The following is a 17,043-nucleotide window of genomic DNA, read 5'->3' as shown; positions in this document are numbered from 1 at the left end:
CGCGATGACCTACGCCTATCTCGGCCCCGAGGGGACCTTCACCCAGACCGCCGTACGCCGGCTGCTGTCGGTGGTCCCCCCGGGCCGGCGGGGCCCGCACCGCCCGTTCCCCACCGTCCCGGCCGCCCTGGAGGCGGCCCGGCGGGGGGAGGTCGAGGCGGCCGTGGTGCCCCTGGAGAACTCGGTGCGCGGGGTCGTACCCGCCACCATGGACCAGCTGGCCGCGGCGGACATGCACATCAACGCCGAGGTCGAGGTACCCGTGCGGTTCGCGCTGATGGCCCCCGAGGGCACCGGCCCCGCGGACGTCACCGAGGTGCTCAGCCATCCGCACGCGCTCGGCCAGTGCGAGGACTGGCTGCGCGCCCACCTGCCCGAGGCCCGCACCCGGACGGCCACGTCCACCGCGGCGGCCGCCCAGGAGGTCGCCCGGACCGGCACCCCCGGCCGGGCGGCCGTCGCGGCCCCGGCCGCCGCCGAGCTGTACGGGTTACGGATCCTCGCCGCCGGCCTCGGCCGGGAGGCGGGCGCGGTCACCCGCTTCGTGTCGGTGGCACCCCGCTGGCACCACCCGGCCCGCACCGCGCGCGAACGCACCTCGCTGCTGCTGGCCCTGGGCGAGGGCGGCCCCATGCTGCTCCCCGACGTGCTGCAGGCCTTCCGGGCCCGCGCGGTCGACCTGTCCTGGATCCAGTCCTGGCCCACCGGCGAGGGCCTCGGCCGCTACCACGTGTTCCTCGACGTCGACGCGCACATCGACAGCAGACGGCTCCGGCTGGCCATGGCGGACGTCGAGGCGCTGGACGTGGAGGTGCGCTTCCTGGGCAGCTACCCCCGCTGGCCGGCCGCGTCCTGATGGCGTGTCAGCTCGGCGGCGGCCTCCCGCACGGCCGGCAGCAGCGCCGCCACCTGCGGGCTCCGCACGGCGCCCTCGCGCACCACGAGGGTGATGCGGCGGGTCAGTTCGGGTCCGTCCGGGGTCACCCGGGCGACCGGAAGGCCCGGCCGGGTCGGCACCAGATCGGGCACCAGCGCCACGCCCCAGCCCAGCGAGACCAGCCCGAACACGGCCTGCATGTCCCCGATGTCGGAGACGATGTCGGGCACGAAGCCGGCCCCGGCGCAGGCGTGCAGGGCGAGCCGGCCGAGCCGCGAGGTCCGGTCGAGCAGCCAGGGCACCTCGGCGAACTCCGCCAGGCGGCGGGGGAGTTCACCCTGGGCCAGCGGATGACCGGGGGCGACGATCAACCGGATGCGGTCGCTGAGCACCTCCTCCTCGTACAGACCGGGCACCCGGGGCTCGGGCACCTGCGGGTAGCCGGCGGCCAGCACGGCGTCGAGGCGGCCGAGCCGCACGGTCTGCCGACCCTCGTCCGGGGCCACCCCGTGCAGCGTGATGCGCAGCTGCGGATGCTCCTCGCGCAGCCGGTTCAGCGCCGGCACCAGCAGCGCGGGCCCCTCGTGCAGCGGGACGCCCACCCGCAGCTCGCCGCCGATCTCCCCGTCCCGGGCCAGCAACTGGACCTCGGCCGCCTCCAGCTGGCTCACGATCCTGTCCGTGTGCGCCACCAGCAGCCGGCCGGCCGGGGTGAGCTCGGCCCGCTTGCTGCCCCGGTCCAGCAGCGCGGTACCGGTCTCCGACTCCAGCGCGGACAGCTGCTGGGAGACCGCGGAACGCGTGTAGTTGAGGGCCTGCGCGGCCGCGGCGATGGAGCCCCGGGCGCCGACCTCACGGAGCAGAACCAGTTTCCGTACGTCCAGCACCGTCATCCTCGCTAACGCTTCCGGTTACGAACTGCCACGCCAGATTACGGGACAGCGGCCCTGGCCGGCCTTTCAATGAATCACGGACCGACATGAACGACCTGATCAGACAGGGGTTTTCCGCCATGGCCACACTGCTCCACCTCGACTCCAGCCCGCGCGTGGGCTCGGTTTCCCGCCAGATCTCGGGCGAGTTCGCCGAAGCCTGGCGCAAGGCCAACCCCGAGGGCAGCTACATCTACCGCGACCTGGCCGCCGGCCCGGTGCCGCACGTCGACCACGCGCAGATCGAGGTGATGCACCGCCTGGAGAAGGAGGGTGTGCGCGACCTCGCCGCGGCCCGGGAGGCGGCCATCACGCCCGAGGAACAGGCGAGTTGGGCGATCACCTGGCCGCTGATCGAGGAGCTCCTCGCCGCCGACACCATCCTGCTCGGCGTGCCGATGTACAACTTCTCGGTGCCGTCGACCTTCAAGGCGTGGTTCGACCGGGTACTGATCGCGCCGCTGATCGCCGACCCCGCCACCGGCAAGGGCCCGCTGTCCGGCAAGAAGGTCGTGGTGGCCTCGGCGCGCGGCGGCGCCTACGGCCCCGGCACGCCCCGCCAGGACTCCGACCACCAGGAGCCGTACCTGAAGGCCGCCCTCGGCATGGTCGGCCTCGCGTCCGACCTCACCTTCCTGCACGCCGAGCTGACCAAGTCGGCGCACGTGCCCCGGCTCGCCCAGTTCCAGGAGCTGGCCGCGGCGTCGTACCAGAAGGCGATGGACGGCGCGCGCACCCACGGCGCGTCCTGAATCCCGCTACTTCAGCGGAAAGTTGCGGTCGAAGACGTTCTCCGGGTCGTAGCGGTCCTTCAGGGCGCGCAGCCGGGTCAGGGCCGGCTCGGGGAACGCCTCCGCCAGCACGTCCGGGGTGCGTCGGGTGTCGAAGCTGAGATACAAGCCGTTCAGGTGCGGGGCCAGCCGCGCCCAGTGCACGTCGAGCTCCCGTTCCCGTTCGGGGACGGTCGCGGCGAGCAGCGAGAAGTTCTGGGTGCGGTGGGCGTAGGCGGTGGCCGCCGGATCCACGTCGTTGACCGCCCCGCCCACCGAACGGAACTGCTCCATCAGCACCTGCCCCGACCCCAGGGCGTCCGCGACCGCCCGTGCCGCGTCCGCGGTGAGGTGGTCGAGCAGGCCGGAGCGGGTGGCGCTGAGCTGCTGCTGCCCATGGTGCGCGGCGCCGCTCACCGGCACCAGCGCCGGGTACGGCGCGAGCACCGCCCGCTGCCGGAGCGGCGGGCCGATGCCGAGCAGCGGTGTCAACGCCCGTTCGGCGGCGCCGTGTTCGGCGCTTCCCGCATACACCGCCGTGACATTGGCCAGCTGCGGGCGGCCCGGGCCGCCGGGCATGAACGTCAGAAAGCTGGTCAGCTCGCGCGGCGCCGCCTCCAGCACCGCACCCCACGCCTCGATCAACCCCGCCGCGTCCGCCGCGTCGAAGACGAGGTCGGCGAAGACCACGTCACCCGTCTCGTACGCCTCCAGTTCCACGGCGGTGACGACGCCGAAGTTCCCGCCCGCCCCGCGCACGGCCCAGAACAGGTCGGGCTCCAGCTCGGCGTCCGTCCGCACCGACCTGCCGTCGGCCAGGACGAGTTCGACCGCCGTCACATGGTCGACGGTCAGCCCGTGCAGTCGCGCGAACCAGCCCATGCCGCCGGCCGTGGCCAGCCCGCCCACGCCCACGTCACCGGTGTCCCCGGAACTGACGGCGAGCCCGTGCGGCGCCAGGACCTGCGCCACCCGCCCCCAGCGGGCACCCGCCCCGACCCGGATCCGCCGCCGGGCCCGGTCCAGGATCCGCACCTCGTCGAGGCGGGACATGTCGACGACAGCGCCGCCGTCATTGGTGGAGCGGCCGCTGATGCCGTGCCCGCCGCTGCGCACCGAGACCACCGAGCCCAGCGAGCGCGCGTACCCCAGCGCCTCGGCGGTCTGTCCGGCGTCCTCGGGCAGCAGCACGGCGGCGGGGGCGCCGCGGTGCACATAGCAGTGCCGCAACCGCTCGTACCGCGCGTCGTCCGGTACGACGATCCGCCCGGCCAGGGACGGCGGGACCGGCGGCAGCGTGGACGTCATGACGGGGAGTTCCCTTCCTCGGCTACGGCTACGGCTTCGGCTTCGGCTACGGCTTTGGCTAGGGCTACGGTTTCGGTTTCGGCTTCGGCTTCGGCTTCGGTTTCGGCTTCGTCGAGCGGCTCCAGCGCGCAGCGCAGGGTCCGCGCCAGGTAGCGCACCAGCCGCTCCGGCGCCATCTCGGCCACCGGCCCGGTGCGCAGCACATACCGGCTGAAGGCGACCCCGATGAGATGCGCGCCGAGCAGGTCGATGCGCTCGTCGGCGTCGGGCCCGGTCAGCACCGTGCGGTAGGCCTCCGTGCTGCTCTGCCGCATCGCCGTGTACAGGGCGGTCGCCGCGCTCTCGTCGGAGGCGGCGCCGCGGATCAGCGCGAGGAACGGATCGCCGCCGTCGGCACGCTCCATGCGCTCGACGAACGCCCGCGCGATCCGGTCCGGCAGGGTCCCGGGCGGTCCGGGCACCAGCTCCGGCAGGTCCCGGGTGCCGGGCACGGCGGCCAGGAACAGCCGCTCCTTCGAGCCGAAGTGCCGCATCACCAGACCGTGGGTGACCCCGGCCCGGCCCGCGATCTCCCGGATGGTGGCCCGCGCGTATCCCCGCTCGGCGAACGCGGCCCGCGCCGCTTCGAGGATCGCCTCTCGATGTGCCTCGGGCGCCCGCACCCGCTTCCGGGCGGGCGGCTCGCCGCCTGACGTCGTGGTGGTCACGGGCCCTAATGTACATCTGGTCATTAGCGGCCTCCGAGGCTGTGCATGAGCAGATGAGCAGTGGTCCAGCGGGGTCCGAGGAGCCGTGTCGGCGTGGCCGCGGCCGGCGTGCTCGTCGTCGACGCGACCGGCCGCGGCGCTGCTGAGTCCAGGCCCTCGGACGGTCCGACCTGGACCACCTGGAGCCGGTCTCCGCACAGGTCCGGTCGCGGCTGTCGTAGCCGCCCCGGGCCGCGCATGCGACCGGCTGTGACGCGGCTGTGACCGGAACTATGGCCTCCACCACACTCGTTCGGGGTTCGTCCTGATGAGGTGGCCCGATGCGCAGACCTCACCCCCGTCTCCTCGCCCCCGCCGCCGCCCTTCTCCTGGCCACGGCGTGCGGCGCGGAGCACGCGGACACCGGCCGCGGCGCCGGCGCGGACGTCCCGGCACCCCGCGCCACCGTCACCGACCCGCCGGTGGACGGCGTCCGGATCACCTCGGTCACCATCCCCGCGGCCTCCCCGAGCCCGACCCCGTCCGCCGCCCTGGGCCGGGTGCACGCGGACCCGCTGACCGTGCCCGGTGACTCCGGCATCTCCGCCGCCTACCAGGTCAGCAACGACGGCGACGAAGCCATGACCTACACCGTGCTCTTCGACTTCACGACGGACACCGGCGCCGTCATGGACAACAAGGAGGTGACCGTGCCCGGGGTCCGGCCGGGCCGCAGCACCAGCGGAACCGTCGACCTGGGCGTGCTCGCCCCCGGCGCCTCCCCGGTGACCAAGGTGAAGGTCGCCAAGGTCACCAAGGTGCCCGCCGACGAGGCACCGGCCGAGACGGGTGCCTGTCCCTCCTCGGGCGTGCGGCTGTGGGCCGACGACGGCGACGCCGCGATGGGCCTGCGCGTCGTCGGGCTCCACCTGCAGAACTGCGGAAAGCGGGACTACTCGCTCGACGGCTATCCGCAGCTGAGCCTCCTGGACGACAACCGCGAGCCCGTCGACGGCATACGCATCCTGCACGGCGGCGCCGCCATCGCCACGGGAACCGGCTTCGACGACCCGCCCGGGCCCCTCGTCCTGAAGCCCGGTGAAGCCGCCCTTTCCGGCCTGATCTGGCGCAACACGACACTGGCGGGCACGGCGGTGAACGTGCCCTACGTCCGGGTCCTGGCGAAGCCGGGCGCCGCGCCCGTCGTGGTCACCCCGGGCCTGGATCTCGGGACGACGGGGAAGCTCGGCGTCGGCGCGTGGCAGCGGGCCGACCGGTAACGCGGGAGAAATTCGGCGGCCCCGCACGGCGACCCTCTGTACGTTGGAACCGCGCACAAGCGCACGACCAGCGCTTTCGCACTATTTCCTGACCCTTTTCGAGGCGACCCACCGTGTTCCTGACGCTCACCACCACCGGCACCCCCGAACGTCCCGCGACCGACCTCGGGTTCCTGCTGCACAAGCATCCCGACAGCGCGCAGACGTTCTCGACCTCCTACGGCATCGCGCACGTCTTCTACCCCGAGGCGGACGCCGAGCGCTGCACGGCGGCCCTGCTCCTGGAGGTCGACGCGGTGGCGCTGGTCCGGCGCGGAAAGGGCAAGGGACGCGGCGGGGCACCCGACGCGGCGCTCGCGCAGTACGTCAACGACCGCCCGTACGCGGCCTCCTCGCTGCTGGCCGTGGCGATCGGCAACGTCTTCTCCAGCGCGATGCGCGGCGTGTGCCGGGCCCGCCCCGAAGCCCCGGAGCAGACCAGGCCGCTGCGCGTCGAGGTTCCGGCGCTGCCCGCACGGGGCGGCCCCGACCTGGTACGACACCTCTTCGAGCCGCTCGGCTGGACGGTGACCGCCGAACCGGTCGCCCTGGACACCACGTTCCCGGAGTGGGGCGACTCGCGGTACGTCGGTCTCGTCCTGGAGTCCGAGGAGCTGACCCTCGCCGAGGCGCTGCGCCACCTCTACGTCCTGCTCCCCGTCCTCGACGACGCCAAGCACTACTGGGTGTCCGCCGAAGAGGTCGACAAGCTGCTGCGGGCGGGCGAGGGCTGGCTGCCCGGCCACCCCGAGCAGAAGCTCATCACCACCCGCTACCTCTCCCGCCGCTGGTCGCTGACCCGGCAGGCGATGGAGCGGCTGGAGCTGGTGCGGCTCGCCGAGACCGACGACAGCGAGGTCGAGGAGATCGACAACGCGGTCGAGGAGGAGACGGAGACGGAGGAGAAGCCGGCGCCGCTCGCGGTACAGCGCCGCGAGGCGATCCTCGGGGCGCTGCGCCGGGCCGGTGCCGCCCGGGTCCTCGACCTCGGCTGCGGGCAGGGCCAGTTGGTGCAGGCGCTGCTGAAGGACCCGTCGTTCACCGAGATCGTCGGCGTCGACGTGTCGGTGCGGGCGCTCACCATCGCCGCACGCCGGCTGGGGCTGGACCGCATGGGCGAACGCCAGGCGTCCCGTGTCAAGCTCTTCCAGGGCTCGCTGGCCTACACCGACCAGCGGCTCAAGGGGTACGACGCCGCCGTGCTCAGTGAGGTCGTCGAGCACCTCGACCTGCCCCGGCTGCCCGCCCTGGAGTACGCCGTGTTCGGCGCCGCCCGCCCGCGCACGGTCCTGGTGACCACGCCGAACGTCGAGTACAACGTCCGCTGGGAGACCCTCCCCGCCGGACACGTCCGGCACGGCGACCACCGCTTCGAGTGGACCCGCGAGGAGTTCCGCGCCTGGGCCGCCCGGGTCGCCGAACTCCACGGCTACGAGGTCGAGTTCGTGCCCGTGGGCCCGGACGACCCAGAGGTCGGTCCGCCCACCCAGATGGCCGTCTTCGAGATGAGCACAGCCCAGCTGAACACCACCGCTCCCGCCGTGAAGGAGGCGAAGGCAGCATGACCGAGCAGACGACTGGACGGGTCCTTCCCGTCACCGACCTCTCCCTGGTCGTGCTCGTCGGCGCCTCCGGCTCCGGCAAGTCCACCTTCGCGCGCCGCCACTTCAAGCCGACCGAGGTGATCTCCTCCGACTTCTGCCGGGGACTGGTCTCCGACGACGAGAACGACCAGGGCGCCACCAAGGACGCCTTCGACGTGCTGCACTACATCGCGGGGAAGCGCCTGGCGGCCGGCCGCCGTACGGTCGTCGACGCCACCAGCGTGCAGCAGGAGTCCCGGCGCCAGCTGATCGACCTGGCCAGGCAGTACGACGTGCTGCCCATCGCGATCGTCCTGGACATCCCCGAGGAGGTGTGCGCCGAGCGCAACGCGGCCCGCGCCGACCGCGCCGGCATGCCCCGCCGGGTCATCCAGCGCCACATCCGCGAACTCCGGCGCTCCCTCAGGCACCTGGAGCGCGAGGGCTTCCGCAAGGTGCACATCCTGCGCGGTGTGGAGGAGGCGGAGTCGGCGACCGTCGTCACCGAGAAGCGCTTCAACGACCTGACCCACCTCACCGGCCCCTTCGACATCGTCGGCGACATCCACGGCTGCGCCTCGGAACTGGAGTTGCTGCTCGGCAAGCTGGGCTACGCCGACGGCGTGCACCCCGACGGCCGAACCGCCGTGTTCGTCGGCGACCTCGTCGACCGCGGCCCGGACAGCCCGGGCGTGCTGCGCCGGGTGATGTCGATGGTGAGCTCGGGCAACGCCCTGTGCGTGCCCGGCAACCACGAGAACAAGTACGGGCGGTATCTCAGGGGCCGCAAGGTCCAGCACACCCACGGACTCGCCGAGACCATCGAGCAGATGGAGGGCGAGAGCGAGGAGTTCGCCCAGCAGGTACGGGAGTTCATCGACGGTCTGGTCAGCCACTACGTCCTCGACGGCGGGAAGCTGGTCGTCTGCCACGCCGGGCTGCCCGAGAAGTACCACGGCCGCACCTCCGGCCGGGTCCGCTCGCACGCGCTGTACGGCGACACCACCGGCGAGACCGACGAGTTCGGCCTGCCGGTGCGCTACCCGTGGGCCGAGGACTACCGGGGCCGGGCGGCCGTCGTCTACGGCCACACGCCCGTCCCGGAGGCGAGCTGGCTGAACAACACCATCTGCCTGGACACCGGCGCCGTCTTCGGCGGCAAGCTGACCGCGCTGCGCTGGCCGGAGCGGGAGCTGGTCGACGTACCTGCCGAGCGGGTCTGGTACGAGCCGGCCCGGCCGCTGCGCTCCGAGGCGCCCGGCGGCCAGGACGGACGCCCGCTCGACCTGGCGGACGTGCGGGGCCGGCGGGTCGTGGAGACCCGGTACCAGGGCCGGATCGCGGTCCGCGAGGAGAACGCGGCGGCCGCCCTGGAGGTGATGAGCCGCTTCGCGATCGACCCGCGCCTGCTGCCGTACCTGCCGCCGACCATGGCCCCGACGGCGACCTCGCGCGTCGACGGCTACCTGGAGCACCCGGCCGAGGCCTTCGCGCAGTACGCCGAGGACGGGGTCGCCCGGGTCGTGTGCGAGGAGAAGCACATGGGCTCGCGGGCGGTGGCCCTGGTCTGCCGGGACGCCGAGGTGGCGCACAAGCGCTTCGGTGTCGCGCCCGGCCCCACCGGCTCCCTCTACACCCGCACCGGACGCCCGTTCCTCGACGACGAGTCGGTGACCGAGGAGATCCTCGGCCGGATCCGCGCCGCGGTCGACGCGGCCGGGCTCTGGGACGAACTGGCCACCGACTGGCTGCTGCTTGACGCCGAGCTGCTGCCCTGGTCGCTCAAGGCAGGCGGCCTGCTGCGCACCCAGTACGCGGCGGTGGGCGCCGCCTCCGGCGCGGTGTTCCCGGGTGCGCTGGCCGCCCTGGAGGGGGCGTCGGCGCGCGGTGTGGACGTCGGCGGCCTGCTCACCCGGCAGCGTGAACGCGCCGCCGACGCGGCCGCGTTCACCGACGCCTACCGCCGGTACTGCTGGACCACCGAGGGCCTGGACGGGGTGCGCCTCGCCCCCTTCCAGATCCTCGCGGTGCAGGGCCGCAGCCTCGCCGCGCTTCCGCACGACGAGCAACTCGCCCTCCTGGACCGGCTGGTGGAGAACGACCCGACCGGCCTGCTCCGGACCACCCGGCGCCTGTACGTCGACACCGGGGACCCGGAGTCGGTGCGGACCGGCGTCGACTGGTGGCTGGAGATGACCGGCCGGGGCGGCGAGGGCATGGTCGTCAAGCCGCTCGGCGCGGTGGTGCGCGACCCGAAGGGCCGGCTGGTCCAGCCCGGCATCAAGTGCCGGGGCCGCGAGTACCTGCGGATCATCTACGGCCCCGAGTACACCCGCCCCGACAACCTCACCCGCCTGCGGGGCCGCTTCCTCAACCACAAGCGGTCCCTGGCGATCCGCGAGTACGCCCTGGGTCTGGAGGCCCTGGACCGCCTCGCGGACGGCGAACCGCTGTGGCGGATCCACGAGGCGGTGTTCGGGGTGCTGGCCCTGGAGTCGGAGCCGGTCGACCCCCGGCTGTGAGGCCGGCCGGCACCGGGGTCAGCCGACCAGCCGGAGCCGGTGGGCACAGGCTCCGACCCGGACCGTCTGCCCCCAGGTGAGCTCCAGGGCGTCGGTCTCGATGCCGTCGCCGAAGGCGATCAGACGGTCCGACTCGACCGTGAGCGTCAGGGCCGCCGAGGCGGTCAGCTCGCCGGCGACCAGGGAGGTCCCGGTCGCCGGCGAGGGCCAGGCCTCCCGGACGAACCACAGCAGGCGGTCCTCGGTGGGGGAGGGCAGCGTCAGCCGGGCGCCGCGCTCCTGCCACAGCGAGCGCAGCCAGCCGGTGGCCCCGGTGCCGGTGCCCACCAGCACCCCGGAGGAGGCCTGGGCCTCGACGACACCCCCGTCGTCCTCGAGGCCCAGGCGGTATCGGGCGGTCTGATGACCGGCGGTTCCCAGATAGATCTCGTTGAGCGCCACGAGCCGCTGGGTGTCGTCGGCCACCGCCTCGACCATGGTCAGCTCGTCGGCACGGGTGGCCTCGAACGAGGCCAGCAGCAGGGCCGCGTGCTCCGGCCGGTGCCGTACCAGCACACCGGGGTTGCGGCCGGGGTCGGTGTCGATGCCGATCACCGGCTGGCCGTCCAGGTACTTGGCCACGTTCGCCACCAGCCCGTCCTGGCCGACCACCAGGACCACGTCCTCGGGCCCGAAGAGAAAACGGTCCAGGTCCGCCCGCTCGACCCGGGCCTGACGCCAGGTCAGCGGAATCGCCGCGGTCACCTCGGCGAGGGCCCGCCCGGTCCGACGGTGCCGCTCGGCGATCTCCTCGATGTCCCGCCCGCGGGTGGAGAGGAAGAAGGCGGCCTGCCCGTGGGTGCCGTGGTGGGCCACCAACTCGTCGTACTCGGTGGTGCGGTGGACGAGGACCACGCGGGGCGCGAGGCTCATGACGCCGCCTCCGGGCGCCGACCGAGCCCGACGGCAGGCCCCGGCGGCCCGGCCGTCCGGGGTGCGGCTGGTTCTGCGGCCCGGTGGGCGGCTGTGCTCCTGGTGGCTTTCGCGGTGGGGGTTCGGCTGTGTTGGGCGGTGGGGTTCGGTGGGGTGGTCGTCCGGGGTGCGGCTGGTTCCGCGGCCCGGTGGGCGGCTGTGCTCCTGGTTGCTTTCCCCGTGGGGGTTCGGCTGTGTTGGGCGGTGGGGTTCGGTGGGGTGGTCGGGCGGGGTGCCGCCGATTCGGCGGCCCTCCGGGCGGCCGCGCCCCCCGTGCCGTTCCCTGCCGGGGACCTGTGGGCCGCGTTCACGACCCCTCCGCCGAGCCCAGCTTCGCCAGCAGCCCCGTCAGCACGTCCGGCGACACGGTCACGCTGTCGATGCGCGGCAGGTTCTCGGCGAGCCGCGTGCCCGTGAGGGCGTGCAGCGTGGCCACGTCCACCTCGCCGTGCACCCGCAGCCAGGCCGCCTGTGCCGCGGCCCGGGCCTCGCCGACCTCCCGGGCCGCCTCGGCCTCGGCCCGCGCGAGCGTGACCGCCCGGGCCGCCTCGGCCTCGCCCAGCTTCACCGCCCGGGCCGCCTCCGCCTCCGCGAGCCGTACCGTGCGCGCCGCCTCCGCCTCCGCCAGCTTCACGGACCTGGCGGCCTCCGCCTCCGCGCGCACCGCGTCGGCCGCCGCGTGCTCCTCCGCCTCGCGCCGCGTGTTCGTGCCGCGCTGTTCGACCAACTGCTCCTCGCGGCGGGCCAGTTCGATCTGGCTGGCCAGCTCGTTCTCGGCGATCGCCCGCTCCCGCTCGACGGCCACCGCCCGCCGCTCGTAGGTGGCCCGGTCGGCCTCCTGCTGGATCTGCTCGCGGGCCGGGGTGCGCAGCGCCCGCTCCACCTCCGGTTCCGGACGCAGCGCCATCACCCGCACGGCCACCACCTCGATCCCGGTGGCCGGCAGCCGGGGCTCCGCGCCCAGCCCCTCGGCGATCCGCTCCCGGACCGCCGTCACCCCGTCGACCAGCGCCGCCGCCAGCGGGGTGCGGGCCAGCACGGCCAGCGCGTGCTGCTGGGCCGTCTCCGTGAGCAGGGTGCCCAGCTGCTCCAGCGGGGTGCCGCGCCAGACACCGGTGTCGGGGTCGATCGAGAAGTCGAGGCGGGCGGCGGCCAGCGCCGGGTCGCCGACGCGGTAGGTGACGGTCGCCTGCACCGACACGTCCTGGAAGTCGGCCGTACGGGCGTGGAAGGTCATCGTCAGTTCGCGGTCGTCGACCGGTATCTCGGAGATCGCCGCGGTGAGCGCGCGGAACCAGAAGCTGATGCCCGGCCCGTCGTGCAGCAGCTTTCCGCCCCGGTGATGTCTGATGTGCGCCGTCGGGGCTCCGCGCAGATGGCGCCGGCCCAGCCGCCGGGTGATGTCGGCCATGAAGTCCCCCTCGTGATTTAGAGTCAGCATGACAATAATCGCCCCCGTTCCGCTTGTCGTCAAGGGGACGAGAATAAGAAACGGTCGACCTGGGGGTGAACCCGGTCCGCGATGGTCAGGATGGAGTCATGGGATTCCACGTCGACTCCGAAGCCGGGCGGCTGCGCCGCGTCATCCTGCACCGGCCGGATCTGGAGCTCAAAAGGCTCACCCCCAGCAACAAGGACGCCCTTCTCTTCGACGACCTCCTCTGGGTACGCCGGGCCAGGGCCGAGCACGACGGTTTCGCGGACGTGCTCAGGGACCGCGGGGTCGCCGTCCATCTCTTCGGCGACCTGCTCACCGAGACGCTGGCCATCCCGGCGGCTCGCACCCTCGTCCTGGACCGTGTCTTCGACGAGAAGGAGTACGGCCCGCTCGCCACCGACCATCTGCGCGCGGCCTTCGAGGACCTGCCCGCACCCCAGCTGGCCGAGGCGCTGGTCGGCGGCATGACCAAGCGGGAGTTCCTGGACGGGCACGCGGAACCCACCTCGGTCCGCTTCCACGTCATGGACCTCGACGACTTCCTCCTCGAACCGCTCCCCAACCACCTCTTCACCCGCGACACCTCCGCCTGGGTCTACGACGGCGTCTCCATCAACGCCATGCGCTGGCCCGCCCGGCAGCGCGAGACCGTGCACTTCGAGGTGATCTACCGGCACCACCCGCTCTTCCGTGGCGAAACGTTCCACGTCTGGTCGGAGGGGCAGGCCGCCTACCCCTCGACCATCGAGGGCGGTGACGTCCTGGTGATCGGCAGCGGCGCGGTCCTGATCGGGATGAGCGAGCGCACCACCCCGCAGGCCGTGGAGATGCTCGCGCACAAGCTGTTCGAGGCGGGCTCCGCGCAGACGATCGTGGCCCTGGACATGCCGAAGCGGCGCGCCTTCATGCACCTCGACACCGTGATGACGATGGTCGACGGCGACACCTTCACCCAGTACGCCGGGCTCGGCATGCTCCGCTCCTACACCATCGAACCGGGCGCCGGCGAGAAGGAGCTCAAGGTCACCGACCATCCGCCGGAGCACATGCACCGCGCGATCGCCGCCGCCCTCGGTCTCAGCGAGATCCGGGTCCTCACCGCCACCCAGGACGTGCACGCGGCCGAGCGCGAGCAGTGGGACGACGGCTGCAACGTCCTCGCCGTCGAACCCGGTGTGGTCGTCGCCTACGAGCGCAACTCCACCACCAACACCCATCTGCGCAAACAGGGCATCGAGGTGATCGAGATCCCGGGCAGCGAGCTGGGCCGGGGGCGGGGCGGTCCGCGCTGCATGAGCTGCCCGGTGGAGCGGGACGCCGTATGAGACCGGAGCCGTGGAAAACCGGAGACGTGGAAAACCGGAGACGTGGAAAACCGGAGGTGTAGAGGACCGGAGCTGCCTGTATAGAAATGTGAAACATCGTATAGACTTCCAAAAGTCCCGCGTCGATCTCTACTGCTGGAGCGCCCCCATGGCGACAGTCCCGACCGCCCTCACCGGCCGCCACTTCCTCAAGGAGCTGGACTTCACCCAGGAGGAGTTCCGCGGGCTGGTCGAGCTGGCCGCCGAGCTGAAGGCGGCCAAGAAGGCCGGGGCCGAGACGCCGTACCTGCGCGGCAGGAACATCGCGCTGGTCTTCGAGAAGACGTCCACCCGCACCCGCTGCGCCTTCGAGGTCGCCGCCGCCGACCAGGGCGCGCACACCACGTACCTGGACCCGGCGGGCTCGCAGATCGGCCACAAGGAGTCGGTGAAGGACACCGCCCGGGTCCTCGGCCGGATGTTCGACGCGATCGAGTACCGCGGGCACAGCCAGGGCGTGGTCGAGGAGCTGGCCGCGTTCGCGGGGGTGCCCGTCTACAACGGGCTCACCGACGAGTGGCACCCCACCCAGATGCTCGCCGACGTGCTCACCATGACCGAACACAGCGACAAGCCGCTCACCGGCATGGCCTTCGCCTACCTCGGCGACGCCCGCTACAACATGGGCAATTCCTACCTCGTCACCGGCGCCCTGCTCGGCATGGACGTGCGGATCGTGGCGCCCCGGCTGCTGTGGCCGGACGACACCATCGTCGAGCTGGCCCAGCGGCTCGCCGACGCGTCCGGCGCCCGGATCACGCTCACCGACGACGTGAAGGAGGGCGTGCGGGGCGCCGACTTCATCGCCACCGACGTCTGGGTCTCGATGGGCGAGCCCAAGGAGGTCTGGGACGAGCGGATCGCGCTGCTCGGCCCGTACGCCGTGACCATGGACGTGCTGCGCGCCAGCGGCAACCCCGACGTCAAGTTCCTGCACTGCCTCCCGGCCTTCCACGACCTGGGCACCGACGTCGGCCGGGAGATCTACGAGCGCCATGGACTGACCGAGCTGGAGGTGACCGACGAGGTGTTCGAGTCCGAGCACTCGGTCGTCTTCGACGAGGCCGAGAACCGGATGCACACCATCAAGGCTGTACTGGTGGCCACACTCGGCTGACCGCCGCCGTACCGCTCCGCCCTCACCAGGCCTTATTCTTTCCGGCGGCCCGGCGCCACCCCTGCCGCGGCCGCCCCGGCGACCGACCCGGATCGCACCCGCACCACCAGAAACGAGCACCACCCGCATGCCCCGCATCAAGTCCCCGCACCTGCTGGTCGCCGAATCCGGCGCCGACCGCGCGGGCCACGGCCTCCGCCGCACCATGGGCCTCTTCCAGCTGATCTGCTTCGGCATCGGCGCGATCGTCGGCACCGGCATCTTCGTCGGGCTCTCCGACTCGGTCGCCCAGGCCGGCCCGGCCGTCGTGATCTCGTTCGTCCTCGCCGCGGTCACCTGCGTCTTCACCGCCCTCTCCTTCGCCGAGCTGGGCGGCGCGATCCCGGTCTCCGGATCGTCGTACTCCTTCGCCTACGCAGGTCTCGGCGAGTCCACCGCGTTCCTGGTCGGCTGGTGCCTGCTCCTGGAGTACGGCATCTCCATCTCGGCCGTCGCCGTCGGCTGGAGCCAGTACGTCAACGAACTGCTGCACAGCCTCACCGGCCTCCAGCTCCCGCACGCCCTGTCCGCGGGCCCCGGCGACGGCGGGATCGTGAACCTCCCCGCCGTGATCGTCATCGCGATGGCCGCCGTGCTGCTGGTGCGCGGGGTCCGGGAGAGCGCCCGGGCGACCGCCGCGATGGCGGCCGTGAAGCTCGTCATCCTGCTCGCCTTCTGCGTGATCGGCTTCAGCGCCTTCAAGGACGGCAACCTGGTGCCGTTCTCCCCGGCCGGGCTCGGCGGCATCGGCGCGGGCACCACCGCCGCGTTCTTCTCCTACATCGGCTTCGACGCGATCACCACGGCCGGCGAGGAGGCCAAGAACCCGCGCCGGGACATCCCCGTCGCGATCCTGGTCTGCATGGGCGTGGTCACCCTGCTCTACTGCGCGGTCGCGCTGGCCGCGACCGGCGCCATCGGCGGCGACCGGGTGGCCGGGCGTCCCGCGGCCCTCTCCTACGTCGTCAACCAGGTCACCGGGTCCACGATCGGCGGCGGTGTGATCGCTTTCGGCGCGGTCGTCGCCATCGCCTCCGTCGTCCTCGCGGTGATGTACGGCCAGACCCGCATCCTCATGTCCATGTCCCGGGACGGGCTGATCCCGCGCGTCTTCGAGAAGGTCTCCCCGAAGACCGCCACCCCGGTCGCCGGGACCCTGATCGTCGCGGGCGTCTTCGCGCTGCCGGCGGCCTTCGCCTCGCTGGACGCGGTGATGAACCTGTGCACCATCGGCACCCTCGCGATCATGGCCGTGGTGAACATCGCGGTGATCGCCCTGCGCCGCCGCGAACCGGCCCTCGCCCGCACCTTCCGGGTGCCGCTCTACCCGGTCGTGCCGCTGCTGGGCGTCGGTTTCTGCCTGTACCTGATGTACGAGACCGGGTGGACGACCTGGATCCAGTTCGCCGTCTTCCTGGCCGTGGGCCTGCTGGTCTACGTCGGCTACGGACGCCGGAGGTCCACGCTGGCTGTTTCGACCAGCGGCGCGGTCACGCCGGACGCCACTGACGCGGTACTACAGGAAGCCTGAACCACACCGCCTTGCCGGACTCGGTGGGGCGGTGCCCGCAGGACGCGCTGAGGGCGCGGATCAGCAGCAGACCGCGCCCGCCCTCGTCCATGGGGTCGGGCTCCTCGATCACCGGACGGGTGAGATGGCCGGGCGGCGCCGGGTCCGGGTCGTGGACCTCGACCTTGCAGCCGCCCGGCAGCAGCTCGACGACCAGCTCTATCGGCCCCTTGCCTGCGGTGTGCTCGACGGCGTTGGCGACCAGTTCCGCGGTGAGCAGCTCGGCGGTGTCGGGGTCGGCCGCGTGGCTCGCCTCCTCCATCGCCGTACGCACCAGGGCACGGGCGACCGGCACGGCCGCGACGGTGTGCGGCAGCGCGATGCGCCAGGAGGCGGCGGAAGGTGGTTCGTACACGGCGATTCCGTTCATGGAGCAGGCGATCACTGCTTGTCCTGCTTTCAACTGTAGGAATGGTACGGGCCCCGTCCCGGAGCCCGTCGGCGGGCCCCGAACCGGACCATCGGCCCGACAACAGGCTGCTTACCCCGGCCGGCGGGCCGTCTTTCACGGCCGCCCGCTCTGTTACCGCCTTATTGACGCGCCGTGACCTTGTGACCGTCCGAACG

Annotated in this window: 14 protein-coding genes; 8 read left to right on the top strand and 6 right to left on the bottom strand. The window is 72.6% G+C overall.

Annotation, left to right across the window (positions count from 1 at the left end):
• Nucleotides 1-4 precede the first annotated feature (4 nt).
• The gene (pheA, locus tag ACZ5K7_RS02720) at nucleotides 5-856 is read left to right on the top strand and encodes a prephenate dehydratase (RefSeq protein ID WP_351713288.1); all 852 of its coding nucleotides are present in this window, start codon (nucleotides 5-7) and stop codon (nucleotides 854-856) included.
• On the opposite strand, the gene ACZ5K7_RS02715 is transcribed toward pheA, so the two are convergent.
• A complete protein-coding gene (locus ACZ5K7_RS02715; RefSeq protein WP_393841923.1) occupies nucleotides 829-1,770 on the bottom strand; it encodes a LysR family transcriptional regulator in 942 nt (313 codons plus the stop codon). The genes pheA and ACZ5K7_RS02715 overlap by 28 nt on opposite strands.
• A 119-nt stretch (nucleotides 1,771-1,889) precedes the next feature.
• Between ACZ5K7_RS02715 and ACZ5K7_RS02710 the strand changes: the two genes are divergently transcribed.
• Entirely contained in the window at nucleotides 1,890-2,561 is a 672-nt protein-coding gene (locus tag ACZ5K7_RS02710) for an FMN-dependent NADH-azoreductase (protein WP_468909610.1), read from the top strand.
• 6 nt (nucleotides 2,562-2,567) lie between these two features.
• Here ACZ5K7_RS02710 and ACZ5K7_RS02705 read toward each other — a convergent pair whose 3' ends face one another.
• Both ACZ5K7_RS02705 and ACZ5K7_RS02700 read right to left on the bottom strand, forming a co-directional pair.
• Complete coding sequence (locus tag ACZ5K7_RS02705; protein WP_468909607.1) at nucleotides 2,568-3,887, bottom strand: FAD-binding oxidoreductase; 1,320 nt, start codon at nucleotides 3,885-3,887, stop codon at nucleotides 2,568-2,570.
• On the bottom strand, nucleotides 3,884-4,594 hold the full coding sequence (locus ACZ5K7_RS02700; protein WP_468909604.1) for a TetR/AcrR family transcriptional regulator: 711 nt from the start codon (nucleotides 4,592-4,594) through the stop codon (nucleotides 3,884-3,886). The genes ACZ5K7_RS02705 and ACZ5K7_RS02700 overlap by 4 nt, the downstream gene beginning before the upstream one ends.
• A gap of 320 nt (nucleotides 4,595-4,914) precedes the next feature.
• Between ACZ5K7_RS02700 and ACZ5K7_RS02695 the strand changes: the two genes are divergently transcribed.
• The 3 genes from ACZ5K7_RS02695 (at nucleotide 4,915) to ACZ5K7_RS02685 (ending at nucleotide 9,997) form a co-directional block, all read left to right on the top strand.
• Nucleotides 4,915-5,853 (top strand): DUF4232 domain-containing protein, encoded by a 939-nt coding sequence (locus tag ACZ5K7_RS02695; RefSeq protein ID WP_468909601.1) that lies wholly within the window; start codon nucleotides 4,915-4,917, stop codon nucleotides 5,851-5,853.
• Nucleotides 5,854-5,966: 113 nt separating this feature from the next.
• Nucleotides 5,967-7,457, top strand: a complete 1,491-nt coding sequence (locus ACZ5K7_RS02690; protein ID WP_468909598.1) for a 3' terminal RNA ribose 2'-O-methyltransferase Hen1 — start codon at nucleotides 5,967-5,969, stop codon at nucleotides 7,455-7,457.
• Nucleotides 7,454-9,997 carry a polynucleotide kinase-phosphatase gene (locus tag ACZ5K7_RS02685; protein WP_468909595.1) on the top strand — a complete coding sequence of 848 codons (2,544 nt, stop codon included), beginning with the start codon at nucleotides 7,454-7,456 and terminating at the stop codon, nucleotides 9,995-9,997. Before ACZ5K7_RS02690 ends, ACZ5K7_RS02685 begins: the two co-directional genes overlap by 4 nt.
• An 18-nt stretch (nucleotides 9,998-10,015) precedes the next feature.
• Here the strand turns inward: ACZ5K7_RS02685 and ACZ5K7_RS02680 are convergent, their stop codons facing one another.
• Nucleotides 10,016-10,909, bottom strand: coding sequence for an NAD(+)/NADH kinase (locus ACZ5K7_RS02680; protein ID WP_351713272.1), 894 nt, complete (start codon nucleotides 10,907-10,909; stop codon nucleotides 10,016-10,018).
• 346 nt (nucleotides 10,910-11,255) lie between these two features.
• On the bottom strand, nucleotides 11,256-12,359 hold the full coding sequence (locus tag ACZ5K7_RS02675) for an SPFH domain-containing protein (RefSeq protein WP_351713270.1): 1,104 nt from the start codon (nucleotides 12,357-12,359) through the stop codon (nucleotides 11,256-11,258).
• 128 nt (nucleotides 12,360-12,487) lie between these two features.
• Between ACZ5K7_RS02675 and ACZ5K7_RS02670 the strand changes: the two genes are divergently transcribed.
• The 3 genes from ACZ5K7_RS02670 to ACZ5K7_RS02660 all read left to right on the top strand — a co-directional run bounded on the left by ACZ5K7_RS02670 (nucleotide 12,488) and on the right by ACZ5K7_RS02660 (nucleotide 16,437).
• Complete coding sequence (locus ACZ5K7_RS02670; RefSeq protein WP_468909592.1) at nucleotides 12,488-13,711, top strand: arginine deiminase; 1,224 nt, start codon at nucleotides 12,488-12,490, stop codon at nucleotides 13,709-13,711.
• 148 nt (nucleotides 13,712-13,859) lie between these two features.
• Nucleotides 13,860-14,867, top strand: coding sequence for an ornithine carbamoyltransferase (gene argF / locus ACZ5K7_RS02665; protein ID WP_351713266.1), 1,008 nt, complete (start codon nucleotides 13,860-13,862; stop codon nucleotides 14,865-14,867).
• A 127-nt stretch (nucleotides 14,868-14,994) separates the two neighbouring features.
• Nucleotides 14,995-16,437 (top strand): amino acid permease, encoded by a 1,443-nt coding sequence (locus ACZ5K7_RS02660; protein ID WP_468909589.1) that lies wholly within the window; start codon nucleotides 14,995-14,997, stop codon nucleotides 16,435-16,437.
• Here the strand turns inward: ACZ5K7_RS02660 and ACZ5K7_RS02655 are convergent.
• Nucleotides 16,397-16,846 (bottom strand): ATP-binding protein, encoded by a 450-nt coding sequence (locus ACZ5K7_RS02655; protein WP_450972432.1) that lies wholly within the window; start codon nucleotides 16,844-16,846, stop codon nucleotides 16,397-16,399. The two genes, ACZ5K7_RS02660 and ACZ5K7_RS02655, sit on opposite strands and share 41 nt — an antisense overlap.
• Nucleotides 16,847-17,043: the final 197 nt, after the last annotated feature.

It is taken from the genome of Streptomyces sp. NPDC031497 (assembly GCF_055580905.1).
Note: the sequence above shows the minus strand (reverse complement) of the source record. Positions and strands in the feature narration are given on the sequence as shown.

Coding starts and splice junctions, on each gene's coding strand:
- argF (WP_351713266.1), top strand. CDS start 13,860: ATGGCGACAGTCCCGACCGCCCTCACCGGCCGCCACTTCCTCAAGGAG.
- ACZ5K7_RS02675 (WP_351713270.1), bottom strand. CDS start 12,359: ATGGCCGACATCACCCGGCGGCTGGGCCGGCGCCATCTGCGCGGAGCC.
- ACZ5K7_RS02695 (WP_468909601.1), top strand. CDS start 4,915: ATGCGCAGACCTCACCCCCGTCTCCTCGCCCCCGCCGCCGCCCTTCTC.
- ACZ5K7_RS02685 (WP_468909595.1), top strand. CDS start 7,454: ATGACCGAGCAGACGACTGGACGGGTCCTTCCCGTCACCGACCTCTCC.
- ACZ5K7_RS02660 (WP_468909589.1), top strand. CDS start 14,995: ATGCCCCGCATCAAGTCCCCGCACCTGCTGGTCGCCGAATCCGGCGCC.
- ACZ5K7_RS02680 (WP_351713272.1), bottom strand. CDS start 10,909: ATGAGCCTCGCGCCCCGCGTGGTCCTCGTCCACCGCACCACCGAGTAC.
- ACZ5K7_RS02715 (WP_393841923.1), bottom strand. CDS start 1,770: ATGACGGTGCTGGACGTACGGAAACTGGTTCTGCTCCGTGAGGTCGGC.
- pheA (WP_351713288.1), top strand. CDS start 5: ATGACCTACGCCTATCTCGGCCCCGAGGGGACCTTCACCCAGACCGCC.
- ACZ5K7_RS02670 (WP_468909592.1), top strand. CDS start 12,488: ATGGGATTCCACGTCGACTCCGAAGCCGGGCGGCTGCGCCGCGTCATC.
- ACZ5K7_RS02710 (WP_468909610.1), top strand. CDS start 1,890: ATGGCCACACTGCTCCACCTCGACTCCAGCCCGCGCGTGGGCTCGGTT.
- ACZ5K7_RS02655 (WP_450972432.1), bottom strand. CDS start 16,846: ATGAACGGAATCGCCGTGTACGAACCACCTTCCGCCGCCTCCTGGCGC.
- ACZ5K7_RS02705 (WP_468909607.1), bottom strand. CDS start 3,887: ATGACGTCCACGCTGCCGCCGGTCCCGCCGTCCCTGGCCGGGCGGATC.